A 22,452-nucleotide genomic window follows, 5' to 3' on the forward strand; every position below is an offset into this window, starting at 1 on the left:
GCCTTTTTCGTTGGGAGGATGCGATCTTACTTCGTGGCGATGTCGAAGCGGTCGGCGTTCATCACCTTGGTCCAGGCCTTGACGAAATCCTTGACGAACTTCGCCTTGGCGTCGGCCGAGGCGTAGACCTCGGAGAGCGCGCGCAACTGCGCGTGCGAGCCGAAGATCAGGTCGGCACGGGTGCCGGTCCACTTCACTTGCTTGGTCTTGCGGTCGCGCGCTTCGTAGACCTCGTCCGAGCCCGGCTCTGAGCCGGCCGCCGGATCCCACACGGTCGCCATCGAGAGCAGATTGACGAAGAAGTCATTGGTCAGCGTGCCCGGCCTGTCGGTGAAGACGCCATGCTTGGAGCCGCCGGCATTGGCGCCGAGCACGCGCAGGCCGCCGACCAGTACGGTCAGTTCGGGCGCCGTCAGCGTGAGGAGCTGGGCGCGGTCGACCAGCATCGCTTCGACCGACATCGGCAACCGACCGCGAGCATAATTGCGGAAGCCATCGACCTTCGGCTCCAGGGCAGCGAAGGAGGCGACATCCGTCTGCTCCTGCGAAGCGTCCATGCGGCCCGGCGTGAAGGGCACTGTCACCTCGGTGCCGCCGTCCTTCGCCGCCTTCTCGATCGCGGCGGCGCCGCCGAGCACGATGAGGTCGGCGAGCGAGACCTTCTTGTCGCCGGTCTGCGCCGCATTGAACTCCTTCTGGACCGCTTCCAGCTTACTGAGCACCTTTGCGAGCTGAGCCGGCTGGTTGACCTCCCAGTCCTTCTGGGGCTCAAGCCGGATACGGCCGCCATTGGCGCCGCCGCGCTTGTCCGAGCCGCGGAAGGTCGAGGCCGAAGCCCAGGCGGTCGAGACCAGCTCCGAGACCAAGAGGCCGGAGGCCAGGATCTTGGCCTTGAGCGAAGCGATGTCGGCCCCGCTCATCAGCTCATGGTCGATCGCCGGGATCGGATCCTGCCAGATCAGCTCTTCCTTCGGCACGAGCGGACCCAGATAGCGCACGACCGGGCCCATGTCGCGGTGGGTGAGCTTGAACCAGGCGCGGGCGAAGGCATCGGCAAACTGTTCCGGATGCTGGTGGAAGCGGCGCGAGATCTTCTCGTAGGCCGGGTCGAAACGCAGCGCGAGGTCGGTGGTGAGCATCGCCGGCGCGTGACGCTTGGAGGGGTTGTGCGCGTCCGGAACGGTACCGGCGCCGGCGCCGGCCTTCGGCGTCCATTGATGGGCGCCGGCCGGGCTCTTCGTCAGCTCCCATTCGTAATTGAACAGGTTGTCGAAGAAGTTGTTGCTCCATTTGGTCGGCGTCGTCGTCCAGATGACCTCGAGGCCCGAGGTGATGGCGTCGCCGGCGATGCCGGAGGCGTATTTGCTCGACCAGCCGAGGCCTTGCGCCTCGATGCCCGCGCCTTCGGGCTCGGCACCCACCAGCGAGGCGTCACCGGCGCCATGGGTCTTGCCGAAGGTATGGCCGCCGGCGATCAGCGCCACGGTCTCCTCGTCGTTCATCGCCATACGGCCGAAGGTCTCGCGGATGTCGCGCGCCGCGGCGATCGGATCCGGCTTGCCGTTCGGGCCTTCCGGGTTGACGTAGATGAGGCCCATCTGCACGGCGCCGAGATGGCCGCTAAGCTCACGGTCGCCCGAATAGCGCTCATCGCCGAGCCACTTGGTTTCGGAGCCCCAGTCCACATCCTGCTCCGGCTCCCACACATCGGCGCGGCCGCCGGCGAAGCCGAAGGTCTTGAAGCCCATCGATTCCAGCGCGACGTTGCCGGTGAGGATCAGAAGGTCGGCCCAGGAAATCTTGCGGCCGTATTTCTGCTTGACCGGCCACAGCAGCCGGCGCGCCTTGTCGAGATTGGCGTTGTCCGGCCAACTGTTCAGCGGCGCGAAGCGCTGTTGGCCGGCACCGGCGCCGCCGCGGCCATCGCCGATGCGATAGGTGCCGGCGCTGTGCCAGGCCATGCGGATGAAGAGCGGCCCGTAATGGCCGAAGTCGGCCGGCCACCAATCCTGCGAATCCGTCATGACCTTGGTGAGGTCCTTGACCACCGCATCGAGGTCGAGGCTCGCGAACTCCTTGGCGTAGTCGAAATCTTCGCCCATCGGGTCCGACAGGTTCGACTGCTGATGCAGGACGGCAAGGTCAAGCTGGTTCGGCCACCAGTCACGGTTGGTCCGGCCGGCGGATCCATGCGCCACTGGGCATTTGCCAGCGCTGTTGTCGTCGGTTTTGGCGTCCATCTTAGTCTCCGATTCTGCAGAGGTTTTTGCCGAGGTTGAATTTTGCCGAGGTTGATTTTTCCCGAAATTCTCGGGGGCGGCCGCTGGCCGCGCCAACCTGGAATGATTCCAGACTAGGCCGGCCAGCCGATAAAGACAAATTGCCTTTCCTGTTTCATTTGATAGGATTTTCTTATGATTGGTCTCACCGTCCGACAGATGCAATATTTCGACGCGCTGGCGCAGACGCTGCATTTCGGCCGCGCAGCGAAGCTTGCCGGCGTCAGCCAGCCGGCCCTTTCCGCGCAGATCGCCGAGATGGAAGAGCGGCTGAACTGCCTGTTGTTCGAGCGCGGCGGCAAGACGGTGCGCATGACCGACGAGGCGCTTGCCCTGCAGCCGCGTATCGAGCGCATTCTGGCCGAAATACGTGACGTCGAGACGACTGCCCGGCGCGGCCGCCCTACCATGGAGGGACGCTTCCGGCTGGGCATCATCCCGACGGTCGCGCCCTACCTCCTGCCGCATGTGCTGCCGGAGTTCAGAAAGCACTACCCTTCCCTCCAGCTCGAACTGCGCGAAGCGGTGACCGCGTCGCTGGTCGAGGACGCGACGTCCGGCCGGCTCGACGCCTTCATCGCGGCCTTGCCGCTTGAGCAGCCGAAAATCGTCACCGAAGAACTGTTTCCCGACCGCTTCTTCCTCGCGGTTCCCGCCGGCGATCCGGCCTTCGCCTCGCCGCCGGTGCCGCCCGAGAGCCCGGCGCTTGAGCGGCTGATGCTTCTGGAGGAAGGCCACTGCCTGCGCGAGCAGGCCCTGGCCGTCTGCGGCAATGTGCGGCCGGTGGCGATGGCAAGCTACGGCGCGACCAGCCTGACGACGCTCCTGCAGATGGTGGCGCATGGGCTCGGCGTCACGCTGGTGCCGGAAATGGCGGCAAGTGCCGCCGGGGTCATGCCGGATCTGAGGATCGTGCCGTTCCAGGAGCCGATGCCGCAGCGCATGATCTGCATGGCCTGGCGGCGCAACAAGGTGCGTCAGGACGAGTGCGTGGAGCTGGCGCGGATCATACGCGGGCTGGATAGGGCGGTGCTGAGGATGTGAGGCGCCTTTCGAGGCGCTTTCTATCCCTGCGCCTGATGGCAGGCTGCAACCATTTCACGGCACAAAGATCAGGAACACATAGGTGAAAAACACCACGACGTGCACCATGCCGGTCAGGAACGTCGTTCTTTCGGTGCTGAAGCTTACGCTGCATATGAAAAGCGCCAGCACCAGAAGCACGGCATCGGACGCCGGGAGCCCCAAGGTCAGGCCCCTGCCCGTCAGCAGGCTGGCGGCCGCGACCGCCGGTATCGTCAAGCCGATCGTGGCGCAGGCCGAGCCCATCGCGACGTTCAGGCTGCGCTGCAGCTCATTCTTGAAGGCGGCGCGGATCGCCGAGATCGCCTCCGGCATCAAAACCAGTGCCGCGATCATTGCTCCCACGATGCTGTCGGCCTGGGTCACCTTATAGGCCGCGAGCGCATCCTCCACGCTCGCGGCGACCTGCTCTGCGAGCAGGACAATGCCGATGAGCCCGCTCAGCAGCAGCAGGGCGCTGACGAAAATGCTGTCGTGGGAGGCGGTTCGCATCGGAACGTCGTGCGCCTGTCCCTGGACGAAGTCCTCCCGGTGCCGGACGGTCTGGGCAAACACGAAGCTCGCATAGAGAAGCACCGAAAGGACGCTGACGAAACCAAGCTGAGCCGCCGAAAACGTGCCGGGACCCGTGGCCTGGGTGTAGGTCGGAAGAATAAGCGTCATCACGGTCAACGCGATCAGAACCGACAGGTAGGCGCTTGTCCCTTGCCGGAGGATCGCCTGCTTGCGATAGCGCCAGCCGCCAAGCGTGAGACATATCCCGACAACGCCAGTGGAGGTGATCATCACCGTCGAGAAAACGGATTCGCGCGCCAGTGTGGGGTTGTTTGCTCCATGCAGCATCATCGAGACGATGATCGACACTTCGATTGCCGTCACCGCAAAAGTCAGCACCAGGGTTCCGTAGGGCTCCCCTATGCGCCGGGCGAGCGCCTCGGCGTGGTCGAGCACCACGAAAATGGTGGTGAACATGATGGCGCTCGACAGCGCTCCAACCAGTATCCTGGCGTTCAGCGACCCTTCGTCGACCGAGAGGCCGCTGGCCCTGACCGCGAGAGCCATCACCAGCGCGGCCAACGGCATTGTGTAGGAAGTCACCGACCGCCCGTAACCAGTCATTCAAGCCCCCGAACGCCACGCGTTTGCGCCAACTTAGCGGAAAAGCGCGTAGGGAGCACCTCTCATGGGCATCTTTGCCCGCCAAGCGCACCGTTCAAAACACGATTGAGGACGGGGCATCATTTCCGGCGTCGAATGCCTCGATGGCCTTGCGAACCGCCCCACAGAATCTTTTCAGAAGTTCCGACTCGTTCCCCATTCGACGGCGCAGCGAGAAGGGCACTTCCAGCTGTGCGCCTTTGCCCGTCAGTCCTCGGTTGACGATGTTCGAATCCTGGATACCCGGAAACGGATGGTTATCCTTTTTTGTCTGGAAGCCGGCCTCCCCCAGACGCCAGGCTATCTCTGAAACCAACGCGGCGTCCTTGCCGCCCATGTAGATCGTCGCGAGATCATCCCGATCCTGGCGACCATGGATAGCAACGACAGTGGACTTCGTCCGCAACAGTTCCAGCGCGGTTGCCTCGTCAAAGTTCCTGGATGTTATGTGCAGCTCCCGGTTGCTTTCCGGCATGAGGCCTTCAAAGCAATACATATCGAGATCGCCTCCTGCTATCGTCGCGGCGATCAGGGAGGTGCGGGGCTCGATCTTGCCGCCATGCGGGGCGATGACGATGGCACTGCCGGTTCGCGCGCCGCGCCGGACTACTATGCGATAATCTATGTTTTCGATTTTGGCGGCTTTCAGCGCCGCAAAGTTGGGAAACTCGTTGTCCATAAATGCCGTTTCACGCCGTCTTCTGCGCCACCAATCCCAATTCCTCCACCATCGCCTCGCGCATCAGGAATTTCTGTGGCTTGCCGGTCACCGTCATCGGCAGCTCGGTGCGGAAGCGGATGTAGCGCGGCACCTTGTAATGCGCGATCTGGCCGGCGCAGAAGGCCTTGATCTCCTCGGCGGTGGCTATCTGGCCGGGCTTCAGCACGATCCAGGCGCAGAGCTCCTCGCCATATTTGTCGTCGGGAATGCCGAAGACCTGCACTTCCTTGATCTTGGGATGGCGATAGAGGAATTCCTCGACCTCGCGCGGATAGACGTTCTCGCCGCCGCGGATGACCATGTCCTTCACCCGGCCGACGATGTTGCAGTAGCCCTCGGCGTCGATCGTGGCGAGGTCGCCCGTGTGCATCCAGCCGTCGGCGTCGATCGCCTCGCGGGTCTTGTCGGCGTCGTCCCAATAGCCCTTCATCACCGAATAGCCGCGCGTGCAGAGCTCGCCAGGCTCGTCGACCGCGGCGGTGGCGCCGTCGGTGCCGATCGCCTTGACCTCGACATGCGGGTGGATGCGGCCGACGGTGGAGACGCGCTTTTCCAGCGGATCGTCGACGCTGCTCTGGAAGGAGACGGGACTGGTCTCCGTCATGCCATAGGCGATGGTCACTTGCGCCATGTGCATGAGCGAGACGACCTTCTTCATCACCTCGATCGGGCATGGCGAGCCGGCCATGATGCCAGTGCGCAGGCTGGAGAGATCGAAGCTGGAAAAATCGACATGGTCGAGCATGGCGACGAACATGGTCGGCACGCCATAGAGCCCGGTGCAGCGCTCCTGCGCGACCGCCTTCAGCGTCGCGCCGGCATCGAAGCCCTCGCCCGGGAAAACCATGGTGGCGCCCTTGGAGACGCAGCCCATCGTGCCCATCGACATGCCGAAGCAATGGTAAAGCGGCACCGGGATGCAGAGCCGGTCGTCGACGGTGAGCCTGATCGCCGAAGTGACGAAATTGCCGTTGTTGACGATGTTGGAATGCGTCAGCGCCGCGCCCTTCGGCGCACCCGTCGTGCCGCTGGTGAACTGGATGTTGATGGCGTCGCCGGGCTTCAGGCCTTCGGAGATGCGGTCGAGGCTGTCATGTTCATCACGCCCGGCCATGGCCAGCACATCGCCGAAATTGAACATGCCGGGCGAATTGTCGTCGCCCATCCGGACGACGATCTTCAGCGCCGGCAGTTTCTTGGCCTTGAGCTTGCCGGGCTCGGCGGCGGCGAGCTCGGGCGCAAGCGTTCCGATCATGCCGAGATAGTCGGATGTCTTGAATTGGGCGGCGGTGACGAGCGCCTTGCACCCAACTTTGTTGAGAGCATATTCGAGCTCGGTCAGCCGGTAGGCCGGGTTGATGTTGACCAGGATCAGGCCGATGCGCGCGGTGGCGAACTGCGTCACCAGCCATTCCCAACGGTTCGGCGACCAGATGCCGACGCGGTCGCCTTTTTCCAGACCCAGCGCCAGAAAGCCGGCGGCCAAGGCGTCGACCGCGTCCGAGAGCTCGCTCCAGGTGAAGCGCTTGTCCTGGCCAACGAAAACGGCGGCGTCGAGCGTGGCGTATTTGCTCACCGTTTCGGAAAACAGTTCGGGAATGGTCTTGTCGAGCAGGGGCACCAAGCGATCGCCCGATACATGCGCCTTGCCGCCCAGCGGGGCAATGAAGGTGCCGCTGGCGCCGCGCCCGCGCAGATTGGTGGCGTTCATGAGCTCGTCGAGTTTGATCGCCATCGCCGTCTCCTCCCGGGATGATCGAGCCTATCAGCCCGCAAAGGCGGTGGAAACCCGCCGAAGGTAGAGGTGGCTAAAGCTCTTTGACGCAATTCCGGACGGAAACCGCTTCACACTTTTCCTGGAATTGCTCTAGGCGACCAGCGCGGCCATTTTTGCGGCAATGTCGCGCAACTGCGCCTCGTCGGCTGCATCTCGAGACTTTTTCGACGCCACCAGGCAGGCCTGCGACTTCAGGATCGCGCCGTCGCCCAGCACCTTGAGGTGGTTGGCGCGCAGCGTCGAGCCGGTGGTGGTGATGTCGACGATGACGTCGGCCAGTCCCGCCGCCGGCGCGCCTTCGGTGGCGCCGAGGCTTTCGACGATGCGGTAGACCTGGATGCCGTGCTTGAGTGAAAAGAACTGCTGCGTCAGCCGCCAGTACTTTGTAGCTATCCGCAAGCGCCGGCCGTGGCGCTGGCGGAAATCGGCGGCGACATCGTCGAGGTCGGCCATGGTATCAACATCGAGCCAGATGTCGGGCACGGCGACCACGACATCGGCATGGCCGAAGCCGAGGCGGGCGACGATCTCGGCGCGCGCTTCCCAATCGGCGAGATTCTCGCGCAAAAGGTCCTCGCCGGTGATGCCGAGATCGACCGCGCCCTGGCCGATCTCGCCGGCGATCTCGGACGCGGACAGGAAGGCCACCTCGACATTGTCGAGACCGTCGATGCGGGCACGGTATTTGCGGTCGTCCTCAGGTAGCGTGACGGCCAGGCCGGCCTTGGCCAGCACTTCGAGCGACTGTTCCTTGAGACGGCCCTTCGAGGGGATCGCCAGCGTGATCATTTCGCGCTCTCCCGCAAGGCTTCGATACGGTCGAGCCAAACCGAAAAGCCGACGCCGGGGATCGGCTTCTTGGCGCCGAGCAGCGTCAGCAGCCGATCGTAGCGGCCGCCGCCGGCCAGCGGGCGGTCGCCGTCACCGGCGGCAATCTCGAAGACCAGGCCGGTATAGTAATCGAGCGGACGGCCGAAGGCGGCGTCGTAGCGGATTTGCGCCGAGGACAGGCCATGCGCCTCGATCGCCTCGGCGCGGGCGGCGAAATTCTCCAGCGCCGGTCCCAGCGACAGGCCGGCATCGGCGGCGAATTTCTCGAGCGCCGCGGTCGCGCCGCTGAGCGCGACGTCGATCTCGAGAAAACCTTTCAGCGCCGAAAACGCCTCGTCGGACAACCGCACGCTGCGCAGTTGCGCTTTCTCGATCAGGCGCCGCGCGATGTCGGCAGGCGCGCGGCCGGACGATGCCGACAGCCCGGCCTCCTCGATGCCGGCAGAGATATGCGAGGCAAGACCTTCCGCATCGCCGTCGAGCACAAGCAAGGCGACGGGGCCGGAGAGCTGGCTGTTGCGCGGCGGATTGGCGAGGTCGGCAAGGGCTGCCTCCAGCATCGGCGCCGAGCCGAAGGCGCGCGCGAGCCGCATGCGCCAGCCGCGCGGCAGGCCAAGGGCGGCCAGCACGGCCTCGAACAGGGTCTGGTCGCCGAGCGTGACGGCAAGTGTCTGGCCGGGCAGCACCAGCGAAAGCAGCGCATGCGCATCGGCCAGCGAGCGGGCATCGGCGGCGGCCGTGTCGCGATCGCCGAGGTCCTCGATGCCGGCCTGGAAGAATTCATTGCCGCCCTCGCGGCGCTGGCGGAACACTTCGCCCAGATAGGAATAGCGGCGCGGCGTGCCGGCCTGGCTGGCGATGTGGTCGAGGCAGACCGGAATGGTGAATTCGGGCCGCAGGCACAGCGTCTTGCCGGTTTCGCTTTCGGTGAGGAAAATACGGCGGCGCAAATCCTCGCCCGCCATGTCGAGGAACGGATCGGCCGGCTGCAGCACGGCGACTTCGACCGCGTGGGTGTCGCGGGTGGCGAAGAGTTTGACGATGTCGGCGGCGATGGCGGGACGGGTGGTCAACTTGCCGACTCCATTCCGCGACCCCCTGATTTGGGACCAGGAGGTCGTCCGACGGTTGGCGTTCCACGGCGCCCCCCTCTGTCCTGCCGGACATCTCCCCCACAAGGGGGGAGATCGGCAGCTCGGGCTCCGCGCCTCTTTTTGCAACGTTCAAAATTGGCGAAAGCCGGCGCGACATCTGATCTCCCCCCTTGTGGGGGAGATGTCCGGCAGGACAGAGGGGGGCGCGACAGAACACGGCCTCTACTTCCCACGTGCCCGCTCCTCGGCCTGCGCCGCCAGGATCTTCCTCACCTCGGCGACCAGTTCGCCTTCCGCCACCGTCACCTGCGCCGGCCGTGCCGCCCGCCATTCGGCGTTGTCGGTGATCTCGGCCGACATGCGGGCGCCTTCGATCAGGTCCTTGATCTGCAGTTCGCCCTTGGCGCGCTCGTCGCCGCCCTGGATGATGGCGACCGGGCTGCCGCGGCGGTCGGCGTATTTCAGCTGCGCCTTCATGCCGGCGCCGCCGAGATACATTTCGGAGCGGATGCCGGCGGCGCGGAGGTCGGCAACCATCTTCTGGTAGCGGCCGAGGCTTTCCGTATCCTTGTCCATGACCAGCACCACGACGGGCGCGATGACATCGGAGACGTCGAGCTTGCCGAGGTTCTTCAGCGCCGTCATCAGGCGTGAGACGCCGATGGAGAAGCCTGTCGCCGGCACCGGCTCGCCGCGAAAGCGCGAGACCAGCCCGTCATAGCGCCCGCCGCCGCCGACCGAGCCGAAGCGCACGATTTGACCTTCGTCATTGGGGATCTCGGCGAGAAGCTCGGCCTCGAAGACCGGGCCGGTGTAGTATTCGAGCCCGCGCACGACGGACCGATCCATCACGACGCGGTCTTCGCCATAGCCTGCGGCCCTGACCAAAGCCTCGATCGTTGCGAGCTCGCCGACGCCTTCCTGATAGACAGCGTTGGCATTGACGTTTGAATCCTGGGCCGTCTGGCCGTTCCTCGCCGTTGCAAGAAGCACCGCTTCGGCCTGTTTGTCATTCAACCCGGCGCCCTTGGCGAAATCGCCCTCGCCTTCCTTGCCGCCATCCCAGCGCCCTGGACCGAGCAGCAACCTCACGCCTTCCGGCCCGAGCTTGTCCAGTTTGTCGATGGCGCGCAGCACCGTCAGGCGGCGGCCGGCATTCTGGTCGCCGCCGAGGCCGATCGCCTCCAGCACGCCGTCGAGCACTTTTCTGTTGTTGACACGGATGACGTAGTCGCCGCGCTTGATGCCGAGCGCTTCCATGACATCGGCCATCATCATCGCCATCTCGGCGTCGGCGGCGACGCCCGGCGTACCAATGGTGTCGGCGTCGAACTGCATGAACTGGCGGAAGCGGCCGGGGCCTGGCTTCTCGTTGCGAAACACCCAGCCGGAACGGTAGCTGCGATAAGGCTTGGGCAGGCGCTCGAAATTCTCGGCGACGAAACGCGCTGTCGGCGCGGTCAGGTCATAGCGCAGCGACAGCCATTGGTCGTCGTCATCCTGGAAGGAAAAGACACCCTCGTTCGGCCGGTCCTGGTCGGGCAGGAATTTGCCGAGAGCATCGGTGTATTCGATCATCGGCTGGTCGACCGGCTCGAAGCCGTAGAGCTCATAGACCGAGCGGATGGTCGCCATCATCTTCTCGACGGCGCGGATGTCTTCGGCGCTGCGGTCGGCAAAACCGCGCGGCAGCCGCGCTTTCGTCTTTTCCGATTTGTCGGCCATGGAGGTTTCCAGTCAGTGGTGACTTACTTCGAGCGCGCGTTTCCTAAACGATGCGGCTTGGAGCGGCAAGGGTTAGCGCCTTCCCTTCTCCCCTTGCGGGAGAAGGAAGAACTGAAACAAATCCCACCAAAAACGAAACAATTCCGCCACCGGCGCGGCATGCTGCCGACACAATCGACGACCATAAAGCGCGTCGAAACAAGGGGTTCGGGGCCATGACGACGGCTGAAGACATGATCGAGAGCGGCAGGTCGGCCAGGCTGCGGCCCGCCGGCAGCACGCTGAAGCCGGCACAGCAGCCGGCCGGGCCGTTCGAGGCTGCGGCGGCCAAGCCGAGCGCCCGCGACGCGCTGGTGACTGGCCTGCTGGTGATCTATCCGGCCTTCGCGGCCGTGGCGGCGATCATCGCCGGGCTGTTCCTGGCCGGCGCCGGCAGCGTCTGACTTTCATTCAACGATCGGGGGATCATCATGCAGTTGCGATTTGCAGGCGCGCTTGCAGGCGCGCTTTTCTGTGGCATGCCCGTTGCCGCCAACGCGTGCCAGCCGGGCGATGCCCGTCTTGCCGGCCATTATTACCTGAACGGCGTCATGGAAGTCGGTTCCGAGCTGCTTTTGAAGAAAGACGGCAGCTTCGAATTCGCGCTCGCCTATGGCGCCAACGACCAGTACGGCAAGGGCTGCTGGGTGAGGAAGGGCTCGACCGTCGAGGTCATCCCGGCCGGCCGCAGCTCCGCCTCCACGCATCACACGCCCGACGACAGCGGCTTCAGCGGACTGGTGCTGACGGTGTCCGGCTCGAGCCTTGTCTGGGACATCAACGGCAGCGGCCATAAGGGCAGGTTCGAGAAGTGAGCCTTCTCCTTCTACCCTTGTGGGAGAAGGCAAAAGCGCCCTACTTCGGCCTCTTGAGCCTCTTGCGCTCTTTCTCCACCTCCGCCCGGCAGTAGCAGCCTTCGAGATGGTCGTTGACCAGGCCCATGGCCTGCATGAAGGCGTAGACGGTGGTGGGACCGACAAAGCTCCAGCCGCGCTTCTTCAACTCCTTCGATATCCTGACCGACACCGCCGTCGTCGGATTGGCGCGCAGATGCGCGAGGTCGACGATTTCGGGCCGCTCCTGCGAGCTCGGCTCGAACTTCCAGAACCACGCGGCCAGGGAGCCGAACTCGTCCACCATCTCGCGGGCGCGTTTGGCGTTGTTGATGGTCGAGACGATCTTGCCGCGATGGCGGATGATGCCGGCATTCCCGAGCAGGCGTTCGACATCCATGTCGGTGAACGCCGCCACCTTGTCGAAGTCGAAACCGGCGAAGGCCTCGCGGAAATTCTCGCGCTTGCGCAGGATGGTCAGCCACGACAGGCCCGACTGGAAGCCTTCCAGGCAGATCTTTTCGAACAGCCGGCGATCATCCGTTACCGGCCGGCCCCATTCGTGGTCGTGGTAATGGAGATAGTCCGGCAGATTGCCATGCCAGAAGCAGCGCGCCTTGCCGTCGGGGCCGTCGAGAATACCGGCATGTTCAGTCGCCATCGCTACCAAATCCGTTCGTTAACGCGCCTCGGCGCCAAGTTTACGGTGGCTTTACCAGATTCCTGAACCGGCCGGTAACCACACCAAAAGGTTTACTGACAAAGCGGCATTTTACGCATTCCGATTCATGCTTTGCTTGCCGCTGCGCGCCAAGGATCGCGAAGCCGAGGCCCCGCCCGGACGAGTTCGACGATCAAGGTGCGTTCCGATGAAGACAGCGTTTTGTTCCCTGCTTGGCGCGGTGGCCATTCTTGCCGCCGGCGCCACGACCTCCCTTGCCAATGACCGCTATGCCGACATGCCGCCGGTCATGGTGAGCCCCGACCTTTCGGCGCCCTGGGTGCTGCAGCTTGGCCGTGCGCCGGGCATCATGCGCCCGGCCCGGCAGGCAACGCAGCAGCCGCTGCGCCGCCTGTTCGAGGCGCAGCCCGACCGGCAGCGCACGGCGGCAGTGCAGCAGCCGGCCAAACGCATGGTGATGCGGCCACAGATCAACCCGATCTACCTGCCGCAGGAAGTCGCCTATGATGGGCCGGCGAAGCCGGGCACCATCATCATCGATACGCATCAGAACTTCCTTTTCCTGGTCGAGAAGAACGGCAAGGCGCGGCGCTACGGCGTCGGCACCGGCAAACCGGGCTTCGAATGGTCGGGCACGCACAAGATCACCGATAAGAAGGTGTGGCCGGACTGGCGTCCGCCGGCGGAGATGATCAAGCGCGAGGCGGCCAAGGGCCGCTACCTGCCGACTTACCTGGCCGGCGGCATCGAGAACCCGCTCGGCGCGCGCGCGCTCTATCTCGGCACCACCGAATACCGCATCCATGGCACCAACCAGCCTTGGACGATCGGCGGCGCGGTGTCTTCCGGCTGTATCCGCATGCGCAACGAGGACGTCGTCGACCTTTACGAGCGCGTCAATGTCGGAACCACGGTCGAGGTGATATAGTCGCAGCGAATCAGCCGGTTAGACGGCGCAGCGCTTTTAGTCTCCTGCTGTTGCCGCCAAGTCATAGTACGATCCCGCGGGATGTGCTTAAACCGATGACAGAGTTTACGGGGGACGGGCCGTGTGGGGATACGGCCGGTCGCGAAGGGGCAGCGCGGGCAATCGCGCTGCCCTTTTCATTTTTTGAGTTTTTCTTCTGATGCAGGGCGCGGTAAGTCGCCCCGAAAGCAGGCGGTTTCGCTTTCGGGGCTGATTTCCCGGCGCTCCTCTGCTATTGCAGCGCACAAATCTTGATAGTCACGCAATTCCGGACGGCAGCGCGCCTTTCCTTGAATTGCCTCAGAAGGCAGAGGTGCCAGCCATGACCCGGACTGACGACAGCCGCTACCTGAAAGGCGGCCCGGTCGCCCAGCGCATCATCGCTTCGGTGCGCGACGACGCAGCGATCGCCACGGCCGAAGGTTTCCCGCCGAAGCTGGTCTCGATCACCGTCGGCGATACCGCAGCGGTCGATGTCTATGTGCGCAACCAGCGCGCCAAGGCAGCCCTTGCCGGCATCTCCTTCGAGGAGCGGCGCTTTTCCGCCGAAATCACAGCCGGCGAGCTGGAAGCCGCGATCCACGGCCTCAATGCCGATCCGCGCGTCACCGGCATCATCATCCAGCGGCCGGTGCCGGCGCATATCCCGATCAAGACGCTGCAGGCGGCGGTGCATCCGCTGAAGGACGTCGAAGGCATGCACCCGGCCTCGATCGGCAACATCGTCTACAACCAGCTCGACCTGGCGCCCTGCACGGCGGCGGCCTCGGTCGAACTGCTCAAGGAGACCGGCCTCGAGCTTAAGGGGCTCGAAGTGGTCGTCGTCGGCCATTCCGAGATCGTCGGCAAGCCGATCGCCTTCCTGTTGATGAGCGAGGGCGCGACGGTGACGGTGTGCCACCACATGACGCGCTCGCTGGCCGCCCATGCGCGGCGCGCCGATGCGCTGTTCGTCGCCGTCGGCAAGCCGCGGCTGATCAAGGCCGACATGGTGAAACCGGGTGCCGCCGTCATCGACATCGGCATCAATTCCGAGGTCGGGCCCGACGGCGAAACCCGTATTGTCGGCGACGTCGACACCGACAGCGTCAAGGAAGTGGCTTCCTGGATCACGCCGGTGCCCGGCGGCGTCGGCCCGCTGACGGTCGCGATCCTCTTGCGCAACACCATGGTGGCGCTCAACCGCCAGCGCGCGCTCTACCGCGCGACCTACGGCGTGCCGGATCAACTCGCGGCGGAATAGTTATTCCGCGGCGATCAAACCGCTGTCGGAAACGCCTTCCGGCTTCGGACCGCCATAGGCCCAGTCGAGCAATTTGACCGTGTGCACCACCGGCAGCTTCGCGGCGGAGGCTATCTGGGTGATGCAGCCGATATTGCCGGTGGCGACGATTTCCGCGCCTGTCGCCTCGATGTTTTTCACCTTGCGGTCGCGCAGCTTGGCGGAAATCTCGGGCTGCAGGATGTTGTAGGTGCCGGCCGAGCCGCAGCACAGATGCCCCTCGCGCGGCTCGCGCACGACGAAGCCCGCCTTGGTGAGAAGCTCCTTCGGCTGGCGCGTGATCTTCTGTCCATGCTGCATCGAGCAGGCAGAGTGATAGGCGACGACCGTGCCCGGCTTGCGCAGCGGCTCCGGCAGGTCGAGCGCGGCAAGATATTCGGTGACGTCTTTTGCGAGAGCCGAGACGCGCGCGGCCTTTTCGGCATAGGCGGGATCGAGGCGCAGCATGAAGCCATAGTCCTTGATGGTGGTGCCGCAGCCCGACGCGGTGATGATGATGGCATCGAGGCCACCTTGGTCGATGGCGCGCGTCCAGGCATCGACATTCCGCCTCGCCGAGGCAAGGGCCTGATCCTCGCGGCCCATGTGGTGGACCAGCGCGCCACAGCAGCCCTCGCCTTCCGGCACCACGACCTCGACTCCCAACCTTGTCAGCAGGGAGATGGTGGTTTCGTTGATGGCAGGGTCGAGCACCGATTGCGCACAGCCGGTCAGGATCGCCACGCGACCACGCCGTATGCCTTGCCCGGCATGCGTGCCCGGTTTCGCCATTGGCGATGCCGACGGGATCGAGGACGGCGCGAGCTTCAGCATCGCGGCGACCGGCTTCAGCGCCGGCAGCTTTTCGAACAAGCCGATGAACGGCCGGCCGAGCCCGGCAAGCTTCAACGCGGCGCGGAAGCGGGTCGGGTAAGGCAGCACGAAAGCCAGCATGACGCGCGTCAGCCGGTCGAGCAGCGGCCGTTTGTAAGTCTCCTGGATATGGGCGCGGGCATGGTCGACCAGATGCATGTAGTTCACGCCAGAAGGGCAGGTCGTCATGCAGGCAAGACAGGACAGGCAACGGTCGATATGGGTGACGATCTCCTTGTCCGCCGGCCGGCCGTTCTCCAGCATATCCTTGATGAGGTAGATGCGGCCGCGCGGTGAATCCAGCTCGTTGCCGAGCGTCACATAGGTCGGACAAGTGGCGGTGCAGAAGCCGCAATGCACGCATTTACGCAGGATCTTTTCCGATTCCGCGACATGTGGGTCGGCGAGCTGCGCTGCTGAGAAATTGGTCTGCATGTCGCGGTCCTAACCCATGCGGCCGGGGTTGAGAATCTGCTTGGGATCGAACTCGCCCTTCAGTCGCGCCGACAATGCCGCGAGATGCGGCGGCTGCGGCTCGAACGCCGGCAGCGCCACACGGTGCGGGGCGGCGGCCCGCACCAGTGTCGCATGGCCGCCGCCATGCTTGCGGATCAGTCCGCGCAGTAATTCGGCCTCCGGATCGTCTTCGCGCATCGACAGCCACACTAGGCCGCCCTGCCAGTCGTAGAAGGCATCGACCGCCGCCTGCATGCGCAGAGCCATCACCATGTGATGCGTCTGCGACGGCGCCATCGACACGCGCCAGACCGGCCGCGCGCCGCCATCGGCGAAGGGTGCGCAGTCGCGGATATCGCGCCAGATCGTCTTCGACGCCTCGCCCGCGATCTCTTCGAGCGGACCCGCCTTGCCGAGCAACTGCTTCAACGCCTCGATGCGGTAGACGACCGAAGGCCCAAACCCCTCGACCCGCAGCAGCGTGGCGGCATCGCTGCCGTGCTTGCCGCTGGCGACGCGCGCAGCGATGCGCTCCGGCAGATGCGCGGCGCTCGACACTTCGGCGCTGGAGCCGAGCGCCAGCGCCATGGCAGCGACCGCAGCATCGTCGAGCAGACCGCGGATGGCCAAGGTCACTTCTGTTTCGGCCGCCGGCAAAACCTTGAAAGTCACGTCGGTCAGCACGGCGAGCGTGCCCCAGCTTCCCGCCATCAGTTTTGAGAGGTCGTAGCCGGTGACGTTCTTGACCACGCGGCCGCCCGATTTGAACGCCTCGCCGCGCCCCGAAACAGCGGCAACGCCAAGGATATGGTCGCGCGCCGCGCCCGACTTGAGGCGGCGGGGACCGGAGAGGTTCGCGGCAAGCAGGCCGCCGATGGTGCCTTTACCCGGCTCGCCGCCGTGCAGCGGGCCGTAGTCCATCGGCTCAAACGCAAATTGCTGGCCGTTTTCGGCAAGCAGTTTTTCGAGTTCGGCGAGCGACGTGCCGGCGCGGGCCGACAGCACCAGTTCGGCCGGCTCGTAGAGGCTGACGCCGGTGAGTTTCGACAGGTCGAGTGTATGCTCGGTCTGCAGCGGACGACCGATGCCGTGCTTCGAGCCGTGCCCGAGGATTTCCAGCGGCGTTTCTTCCGCCGCTGCCCATTGGACCGTGGAGAGGATTTCGGCGGAAGAGGATGGAGTGAAGGTGGTCATCGCTCCAGTTCCTCGCGCCCCGCAAAGCGGGGGAGAGGTGACTCGGGCGAAGCCCGAGACGGCGACAGGCCGCGTTCCTTCGCGCCCCCCTCTGTCCTGCCGGACATCTCCCCCACTTGGGGGGAGATTGGCAATTTTTGCCGCCGCGCCTCCCTCGCAACGTCGAAGATTGGCGAAGGCTGCGATGACAGCTGATCTCCCCCCAAGTGGGGGAGATGTCCGGCAGGACAGAGGGGGGCGCGAAGGAACGCAGTCATCCGAAATTGACCACCCATCAAAACCTCGGAATATCCGGAAACGCCACCTGTCCGCGATGCACATGCATCCTTCCCAGCTCCGCACACCGGCGCAGTTGCGGAAAAACCTTGCCGGGGTTGAGCAGATGATTGGGATCGAAAGCGCATTTCACCCGCATCTGCTGGTCGAGGTCGACCTGGTTGAACATTTCCGGCATCAGGTCGCGCTTCTCGACGCCGACGCCATGCTCGCCGGTCAGCACGCCTCCGACCTCGACGCAAAGCCGCAATATGTCGGCGCCGAAACTCTCGGCCTTGTCGAGTTCGCCCGGCACATTGGCGTCGTAGAGGATCAGCGGGTGCAGATTGCCGTCGCCGGCGTGGAAGACGTTGGCGACGCCTAACCCGTATTTCTCGGAAAGGTCGCGCATGCCGGCAAGCACCCTCGGCAGTTCCTTGCGCGGGATGGTGCCATCCATGCAGTAATAGTCGGGCGAGATGCGGCCGACGGCCGGGAAAGCCGCCTTGCGGCCGGCCCAAAAACTCAGCCGCTCCTGTTCCGACTGCGAGATGCGGCAGGTGGTCGAGCCATTGCGATAGGCGATCGCCTCGACCAGTCCGATCAGGTGATCGACCTCGACACTCGGGCCATCGAGCTCGACGATCAGCAGCGCCTCGACATCGAGCGGATAGCCGGCATGGACGAAATCTTCCGCCGCGTGGATCGCCGGGCGGTCCATCATCTCCATGCCGCCCGGGATGATGCCGGCGCCGATGATGTCGGCGACGCACTGGCCGCCCTCTTCGCTGGTCGGAAAGCCGATCAGCAGCGCGCGCGCCGTCTCCGGCTTCTTGAGGATGCGCACCGTCACCTCGGTGACGACGCCGAGCAGGCCTTCGGAGCCGGTCATCACGCCGAGCAAGTCATAGCCTTCCTGGTCGAGATGGCTGCCGCCGAGGCGCACCACCTCGCCATTCATCAGCACCATCTCGATGCCCAGAACATTGTTGGCGGTGAGCCCGTATTTCAGGCAGTGCACGCCGCCGGAATTTTCCGCGACGTTGCCGCCGATCGAGCAGGCGATCTGGGAGGATGGATCGGGGGCATAGTAAAAGCCCTCCTGCTCGACGGCGGTGGTGATACCGAGATTGGTGACGCCGGGCTGGGCGACCACGACGCGGTTCGGATAGTCGATCGCCAGGATGCGGTTGAAGCGGCTCATCACCAGCAGCACCGCGTCCTCGAGCGGCAGCGCGCCTCCGGACAGCGAGGTGCCGGAGCCGCGCGGCACGACGCGAATGTTGCGCTCGTTGCAGTATTTCAGGACGCGGGAGACCTGCGCCACCGTCTCCGGCAGCACCACGACCAGCGGCAATTGCCGATAAGCGGTGAGGCCGTCGCTTTCGAAGGCGCGCATTTCATTGGCCGCGTCGACGACCCCCTCGCCCGGCACGATGATGCGCATGTCGGCGACGATCTCGGCGCGGCGGCGCATCGTTTCGGCATCTGGCTTGGGCATGGCTAGGCCGGACATCGGGCAGCCTCATCTGGCTTTGACTGGTCAAAATCTTTTACCAGCCTGACGCATCCGTTGCAAACGCTGCTTTGGTCGCGCTCCACGCCAACTCTAAACGCAAGCTTCCGCAGCGGCAATCTGCCGCTGCGGCCTGGGTCGCGCTAGATGAAGCTTGGCGGCTTATTCGCCCGGATGCTTCGCCGGCTCCGAATGCATCTTGCGTACGCGGCGCACGCCCCACCATACAAGCAGGATGGCGACCGGCACGGAGGCGGCAGTGACGACTTCGGGCGCGAAAGCGTGCCCGAAGATCGAGGCGCCCTTGGCGACATAGCCGATGAGCCCGACGACATAGTATGAGACGGCGGCGACCGAGAGGCCTTCGACCGTCTGCTGCAGGCGCAGTTGCAGCCGGGCGCGGTTGTTCATCGAGGCGAGCAGGTCGCGGTTCTGCCTCTCGACCTCGACATCCACCCAGGTGCGCAGCAGCGTGGTGGCGCGGGTGAGTTTTCGCGACAGGTTGGCCTGGCGCTCCTCGACCGAGCGGCAGGTGCGCATGGCCGGCGCCATGCGCCGCAAGAGGAAGCCCGCCCAGGTGTCGTAACCCTGCACCGGCTCCTCATCCAGTGCTTCCAGTCTTTCGGTGACGATGCCGTCATAGGCGCGGCTGGCGCCGAAGCGATAGAGGCTGGATGCGGCGTCGGCCTCGAGTTCCGCGGCAAGTTCGGTAAGATCGGCGAGCAGCGTCTGGCTGTCGCGGGTTTCGACCGCCTTCATTTCCAGCGTGGTCTGCGCCAGGCGGTCCTCGATGCGGCGGGCGCGGCCGGAGAGCGTCAACGCCATCGGCAGGCCAAGCATGGCGAGCGTGCGATAGGTCTCGATGTCGATCAGCCGCTGCGACAAGGCGCCGGTGCTGGCCGGCGTCAGGCCGCGATCGAGCACCAGCATGCGGGTCAGGCCGTCGCCGTCCTGGCGGAAATCGGTGATGATGGCGGCGGCGCCCCGCTCGACCAGCGAATAGCACAGGCTGGTCGGGTCGAAGCCGGCAACCAGTCTTTCGCTCGCCTGCGTCCATTTGCGGATTTCGAGGCGGATGCCCGAAATCACGGTGCCCGGCGGCGAAAAACCGTTGCCGAAGGGCGAATCCTCCTGCGCCCGGCCGTTTTCGGCCAGCGGCCCTTCCCAAAGATAGGTCGAGAATTCCGTATGCCGCTCCCAGCGCAGCGTGCCCTTGCCCCATTTCATGGCATGGTGGCGCGCATTGCGCTCGGGCGCGGCGATGCCCAGCCGCCGCGACAGCTCCGAAAGCACGGCATGGTCGACAGCGGCGCCGCCCTCGGTCATGAAGGAAAGCTGGATCAGCACCCGCGGTTTCTCGATCAGCGGATGCGGGCGCGCATGGACTTCGCCCAGCGCGCCAGGTCGCCCCTCATGCGCCGGGAAGCCCATCACGCTGCCTTGGGCGCGCGGCTGGAATTCGAGTTTGGACGTCTCGTCCGACACGGCTGGTCCCCCTGATTTCGACCCATCGTGCAATCCGGTCGTCTTGCGGCAATCGGCGGGACGCGTAAACAGCAAATATTGACGTCCGGGGAACGTGACGCGCGGCGAACTCTGCGACCAAACTGGACAAATTGGATAAATAATTTGACCAGTTGGTGACAGAGGCTTTAATCTGGGCGATCTCCGTCCCGTTCTCCAGGCGTCCCTTTGAGCGACATTTTCTCCAGGATCGAACATTCGCGCACCGCCGACGAGGTGGTGCAGCAGATCGAGAGCCTGATCCTCGAAGGCGTGCTGCGCACCGGCGACCGGCTGCCGGGCGAGCGCGAGCTGGCACGCAAGTTCGAGGTGTCGCGGCCAATCCTGCGCGACGCGCTGAAGGCGCTGGAAGGCCGCGGACTGCTGACGACCAAGGCCGGCGGCGGCACGCATGTGGCCGACGTCATCGGCCAGCTCTTCACCAAGCCGGTGACGGACCTTATCTCCACGCACCGCAAGGCGGTGACGGACTATCTGGAATACCGGCGCGAGATCGAGGCGGTAGCGGCCGAATATGCGGCGCGACGGGCAACGCCGGAGGATCTGGCCCTGCTCGACGGCATCATGGCGCGCATGGACGAGGCGCACCGGACCGGCGACTTCGACGACGAGGCGGAAATCGACGCCGAGTTCCACCATGCGGTGTGCGAATGCGCGCACAACATCATCCTGCTGCACACGCTGCGCTCCTGTTACCGGCTGCTCTCCGAGGGCGTGTTCCAGAACAGGCTTCTGGTGTTCGGCGTGCCCGGCGCGCGCGAGGCACTGCTCGAGCAGCACCGTGCGATCCATACCGCGATCAAGACCGGCGATCCGATCGCGGCGCGCAAGGCGGCGATGGACCACATCACCTATGTCGAACGCTCGATGGCGGAAGCCGAGCGCAGCGGCGACTGGCAGCGCGTGTCCAGGCTGCGCCTCAGACAGCGCTCGGACGCCGGCGACATCGAACCCACACGAAAACGCTCCTAAGCACAGATTAGCGGGACAACCATGAGCGAAATCCTCACCATCGCCGACCTCAAGGACCTGGCACGCCGCAGGGTGCCGAAGATGTTCTTCGATTACGCCGATTCCGGCGCCTGGACGGAGAGCACCTACCGGGCCAACGAAGAGGATTTCGGCAAGATAAAGTTCCGCCAGCGCGTGCTGGTCGACATGAGCAACCGCTCGCTGGAATCGACCATGATCGGCGAGAAGGTGGCGATGCCGGTGGCGCTCGCCCCGACCGGGCTTACCGGCATGCAGCATGCCGATGGCGAGATGCTGGCGGCGCAGGCGGCGGAAGCGTTCGGCGTTCCGTTCACGCTATCGACCATGAGCATCTGCTCGATCGAGGATGTCGCCTCGGTGACCAAAAAGCCGTTCTGGTTCCAGCTCTACGTGCTGCGCGACAAGGATTTCGTGCTCAATCTGATCGACAGGGCCAAGGCGGCGAAATGCTCGGCGCTGGTGCTGACGCTCGACCTGCAAATCCTGGGACAGCGCCACAAGGATATCCGCAACGGGCTTTCGGCACCGCCCAAGATGACGCTTGCCAACATCATCGACCTTGCGCTGAAGCCGCGCTGGTGCCTGGGGATCGCCGGCACACCGCGCCGCACCTTCCGCAACATCGTCGGCCACGCCAAGGGCGTCGGGGACGTCTCTTCGCTGTCGTCCTGGACGAATGAGCAGTTCGATCCGCAGCTGTCGTGGAAGGATGTCGCCTGGATCAAGGAGCGCTGGGGCGGCAAGCTGATCCTGAAAGGCATTCTGGACAAGGAAGACGCCTTGATGGCGGCGCAGACCGGCGCCGATGCCATCGTGGTCTCCAACCATGGCGGGCGTCAGCTCGACGGCGCCGCCTCCTCGATCTCGGTGCTGGAAGAAATCGCCGATGCGGTCGGCGACAAGATCGAAGTCCATATGGACGGCGGCATCCGCTCCGGCCAGGATGTGCTCAAGGCGCTCTGCCTCGGCGCCAAGGGCACCTATATCGGCCGGCCCTTCCTCTACGGCCTCGGCGCGATGGGCAAGGACGGCGTCTCCAAGGCGCTCGAAATCATCCGCAAGGAAATGGACATCACGCTGGCGCTCTGCGGCAAGCGCCTCGTCACCGACATGGGCAAGGATCAACTTCGGCGCTAGCGCGCGGCGAGCGCCTCATCGCGGACATGGCAAGGATAAGCTGCAGCGCTAGGG

The 22,452-nt window shown here is 64.8% G+C and carries 19 protein-coding genes; 7 read left to right on the top strand and 12 right to left on the bottom strand.

Features of this window, described 5'->3' with window-relative positions:
* Window positions 1-26: 26 nt before the first annotated feature.
* A complete protein-coding gene (katG, locus tag FJ430_RS29385) occupies window positions 27-2,240 on the bottom strand; it encodes a catalase/peroxidase HPI (protein ID WP_140709133.1) in 2,214 nt (737 codons plus the stop codon).
* Between the two features lie 174 nt (window positions 2,241-2,414).
* On the opposite strand from katG, the gene FJ430_RS29390 reads away from it, so the two are divergent.
* Entirely contained in the window at window positions 2,415-3,323 is a 909-nt protein-coding gene (locus FJ430_RS29390) for a hydrogen peroxide-inducible genes activator (RefSeq protein ID WP_140709131.1), read from the top strand.
* A gap of 54 nt (window positions 3,324-3,377) precedes the next feature.
* On the opposite strand, the gene FJ430_RS29395 is transcribed toward FJ430_RS29390, so the two are convergent.
* The 6 genes from FJ430_RS29395 to hisS form a co-directional block, all read right to left on the bottom strand.
* Window positions 3,378-4,481: a calcium:proton antiporter gene (locus FJ430_RS29395; RefSeq protein WP_140709129.1), complete on the bottom strand. Its 1,104-nt coding sequence runs from the start codon at window positions 4,479-4,481 to the stop codon at window positions 3,378-3,380.
* 94 nt (window positions 4,482-4,575) lie between these two features.
* Window positions 4,576-5,199: a poly-gamma-glutamate hydrolase family protein gene (locus FJ430_RS29400; protein ID WP_140709127.1), complete on the bottom strand. Its 624-nt coding sequence runs from the start codon at window positions 5,197-5,199 to the stop codon at window positions 4,576-4,578.
* A 10-nt stretch (window positions 5,200-5,209) separates the two neighbouring features.
* The gene (locus FJ430_RS29405; protein ID WP_140709125.1) at window positions 5,210-6,976 is read right to left on the bottom strand and encodes an AMP-binding protein; all 1,767 of its coding nucleotides are present in this window, start codon (window positions 6,974-6,976) and stop codon (window positions 5,210-5,212) included.
* A 132-nt stretch (window positions 6,977-7,108) separates the two neighbouring features.
* A complete protein-coding gene (gene hisG / locus FJ430_RS29410; RefSeq protein ID WP_140709123.1) occupies window positions 7,109-7,807 on the bottom strand; it encodes an ATP phosphoribosyltransferase in 699 nt (232 codons plus the stop codon).
* Window positions 7,804-8,922, bottom strand: a complete 1,119-nt coding sequence (locus FJ430_RS29415) for an ATP phosphoribosyltransferase regulatory subunit (protein ID WP_140709121.1) — start codon at window positions 8,920-8,922, stop codon at window positions 7,804-7,806. The genes hisG and FJ430_RS29415 overlap by 4 nt, the downstream gene beginning before the upstream one ends.
* A 243-nt stretch (window positions 8,923-9,165) precedes the next feature.
* Window positions 9,166-10,668 carry a histidine--tRNA ligase gene (gene hisS, locus FJ430_RS29420; RefSeq protein ID WP_140709119.1) on the bottom strand — a complete coding sequence of 501 codons (1,503 nt, stop codon included), beginning with the start codon at window positions 10,666-10,668 and terminating at the stop codon, window positions 9,166-9,168.
* A gap of 215 nt (window positions 10,669-10,883) precedes the next feature.
* Here hisS and FJ430_RS29425 point away from each other — a divergent pair, with 215 nt between their 5' ends.
* Window positions 10,884-11,111: a hypothetical protein gene (locus tag FJ430_RS29425; protein WP_140654032.1), complete on the top strand. Its 228-nt coding sequence runs from the start codon at window positions 10,884-10,886 to the stop codon at window positions 11,109-11,111.
* A 27-nt stretch (window positions 11,112-11,138) separates the two neighbouring features.
* Window positions 11,139-11,522 (top strand): hypothetical protein, encoded by a 384-nt coding sequence (locus tag FJ430_RS29430; RefSeq protein WP_140709118.1) that lies wholly within the window; start codon window positions 11,139-11,141, stop codon window positions 11,520-11,522.
* Between the two features lie 40 nt (window positions 11,523-11,562).
* Here FJ430_RS29430 and FJ430_RS29435 read toward each other — a convergent pair whose 3' ends face one another.
* On the bottom strand, window positions 11,563-12,201 hold the full coding sequence (locus tag FJ430_RS29435; RefSeq protein ID WP_140709116.1) for a DNA-3-methyladenine glycosylase I: 639 nt from the start codon (window positions 12,199-12,201) through the stop codon (window positions 11,563-11,565).
* A gap of 208 nt (window positions 12,202-12,409) precedes the next feature.
* Here FJ430_RS29435 and FJ430_RS29440 point away from each other — a divergent pair, with 208 nt between their 5' ends.
* Both FJ430_RS29440 and FJ430_RS29445 read left to right on the top strand, forming a co-directional pair.
* Window positions 12,410-13,150 carry a L,D-transpeptidase gene (locus FJ430_RS29440; RefSeq protein WP_140709114.1) on the top strand — a complete coding sequence of 247 codons (741 nt, stop codon included), beginning with the start codon at window positions 12,410-12,412 and terminating at the stop codon, window positions 13,148-13,150.
* A gap of 361 nt (window positions 13,151-13,511) precedes the next feature.
* Window positions 13,512-14,432: a bifunctional 5,10-methylenetetrahydrofolate dehydrogenase/5,10-methenyltetrahydrofolate cyclohydrolase gene (locus FJ430_RS29445; RefSeq protein WP_140709112.1), complete on the top strand. Its 921-nt coding sequence runs from the start codon at window positions 13,512-13,514 to the stop codon at window positions 14,430-14,432.
* Here FJ430_RS29445 and glcF read toward each other — a convergent pair whose 3' ends face one another.
* The 4 genes from glcF to FJ430_RS29465 form a co-directional block, all read right to left on the bottom strand.
* The gene (gene glcF, locus FJ430_RS29450; protein ID WP_140709109.1) at window positions 14,433-15,758 is read right to left on the bottom strand and encodes a glycolate oxidase subunit GlcF; all 1,326 of its coding nucleotides are present in this window, start codon (window positions 15,756-15,758) and stop codon (window positions 14,433-14,435) included.
* 9 nt (window positions 15,759-15,767) lie between these two features.
* Window positions 15,768-16,973, bottom strand: a complete 1,206-nt coding sequence (gene glcE / locus FJ430_RS29455; protein WP_140709107.1) for a glycolate oxidase subunit GlcE — start codon at window positions 16,971-16,973, stop codon at window positions 15,768-15,770.
* Window positions 16,974-17,247: 274 nt separating this feature from the next.
* Window positions 17,248-18,744 (bottom strand): FAD-linked oxidase C-terminal domain-containing protein, encoded by a 1,497-nt coding sequence (locus FJ430_RS29460; protein ID WP_140709105.1) that lies wholly within the window; start codon window positions 18,742-18,744, stop codon window positions 17,248-17,250.
* A gap of 162 nt (window positions 18,745-18,906) precedes the next feature.
* A complete protein-coding gene (locus FJ430_RS29465) occupies window positions 18,907-20,229 on the bottom strand; it encodes a DUF3422 family protein (protein ID WP_140709103.1) in 1,323 nt (440 codons plus the stop codon).
* A gap of 207 nt (window positions 20,230-20,436) precedes the next feature.
* Here FJ430_RS29465 and FJ430_RS29470 point away from each other — a divergent pair, with 207 nt between their 5' ends.
* Both FJ430_RS29470 and FJ430_RS29475 read left to right on the top strand, forming a co-directional pair.
* A complete protein-coding gene (locus tag FJ430_RS29470; protein WP_140709101.1) occupies window positions 20,437-21,240 on the top strand; it encodes a FadR/GntR family transcriptional regulator in 804 nt (267 codons plus the stop codon).
* A gap of 21 nt (window positions 21,241-21,261) precedes the next feature.
* Window positions 21,262-22,398 (top strand): alpha-hydroxy acid oxidase, encoded by a 1,137-nt coding sequence (locus tag FJ430_RS29475; RefSeq protein ID WP_140709099.1) that lies wholly within the window; start codon window positions 21,262-21,264, stop codon window positions 22,396-22,398.
* The last annotated feature ends 54 nt before the right edge of the window (window positions 22,399-22,452 follow it).

Origin of the sequence: Mesorhizobium sp. B2-8-5, from assembly GCF_006440675.2 — a bacterium.
In the GTDB taxonomy this organism is placed as follows: domain Bacteria; phylum Pseudomonadota; class Alphaproteobacteria; order Rhizobiales; family Rhizobiaceae; genus Mesorhizobium.

Coding starts and splice junctions, on each gene's coding strand:
- hisS (WP_140709119.1), bottom strand. CDS start 10,668: ATGGCCGACAAATCGGAAAAGACGAAAGCGCGGCTGCCGCGCGGTTTT.
- FJ430_RS29395 (WP_140709129.1), bottom strand. CDS start 4,481: ATGACTGGTTACGGGCGGTCGGTGACTTCCTACACAATGCCGTTGGCC.
- glcE (WP_140709107.1), bottom strand. CDS start 16,973: ATGACCACCTTCACTCCATCCTCTTCCGCCGAAATCCTCTCCACGGTC.
- FJ430_RS29425 (WP_140654032.1), top strand. CDS start 10,884: ATGACGACGGCTGAAGACATGATCGAGAGCGGCAGGTCGGCCAGGCTG.
- FJ430_RS29445 (WP_140709112.1), top strand. CDS start 13,512: ATGACCCGGACTGACGACAGCCGCTACCTGAAAGGCGGCCCGGTCGCC.
- hisG (WP_140709123.1), bottom strand. CDS start 7,807: ATGATCACGCTGGCGATCCCCTCGAAGGGCCGTCTCAAGGAACAGTCG.
- FJ430_RS29435 (WP_140709116.1), bottom strand. CDS start 12,201: ATGGCGACTGAACATGCCGGTATTCTCGACGGCCCCGACGGCAAGGCG.
- FJ430_RS29460 (WP_140709105.1), bottom strand. CDS start 18,744: ATGTCCGGCCTAGCCATGCCCAAGCCAGATGCCGAAACGATGCGCCGC.
- FJ430_RS29475 (WP_140709099.1), top strand. CDS start 21,262: ATGAGCGAAATCCTCACCATCGCCGACCTCAAGGACCTGGCACGCCGC.
- FJ430_RS29405 (WP_140709125.1), bottom strand. CDS start 6,976: ATGGCGATCAAACTCGACGAGCTCATGAACGCCACCAATCTGCGCGGG.
- FJ430_RS29400 (WP_140709127.1), bottom strand. CDS start 5,199: ATGGACAACGAGTTTCCCAACTTTGCGGCGCTGAAAGCCGCCAAAATC.
- FJ430_RS29440 (WP_140709114.1), top strand. CDS start 12,410: ATGAAGACAGCGTTTTGTTCCCTGCTTGGCGCGGTGGCCATTCTTGCC.
- katG (WP_140709133.1), bottom strand. CDS start 2,240: ATGGACGCCAAAACCGACGACAACAGCGCTGGCAAATGCCCAGTGGCG.
- FJ430_RS29430 (WP_140709118.1), top strand. CDS start 11,139: ATGCAGTTGCGATTTGCAGGCGCGCTTGCAGGCGCGCTTTTCTGTGGC.
- glcF (WP_140709109.1), bottom strand. CDS start 15,758: ATGCAGACCAATTTCTCAGCAGCGCAGCTCGCCGACCCACATGTCGCG.
- FJ430_RS29390 (WP_140709131.1), top strand. CDS start 2,415: ATGATTGGTCTCACCGTCCGACAGATGCAATATTTCGACGCGCTGGCG.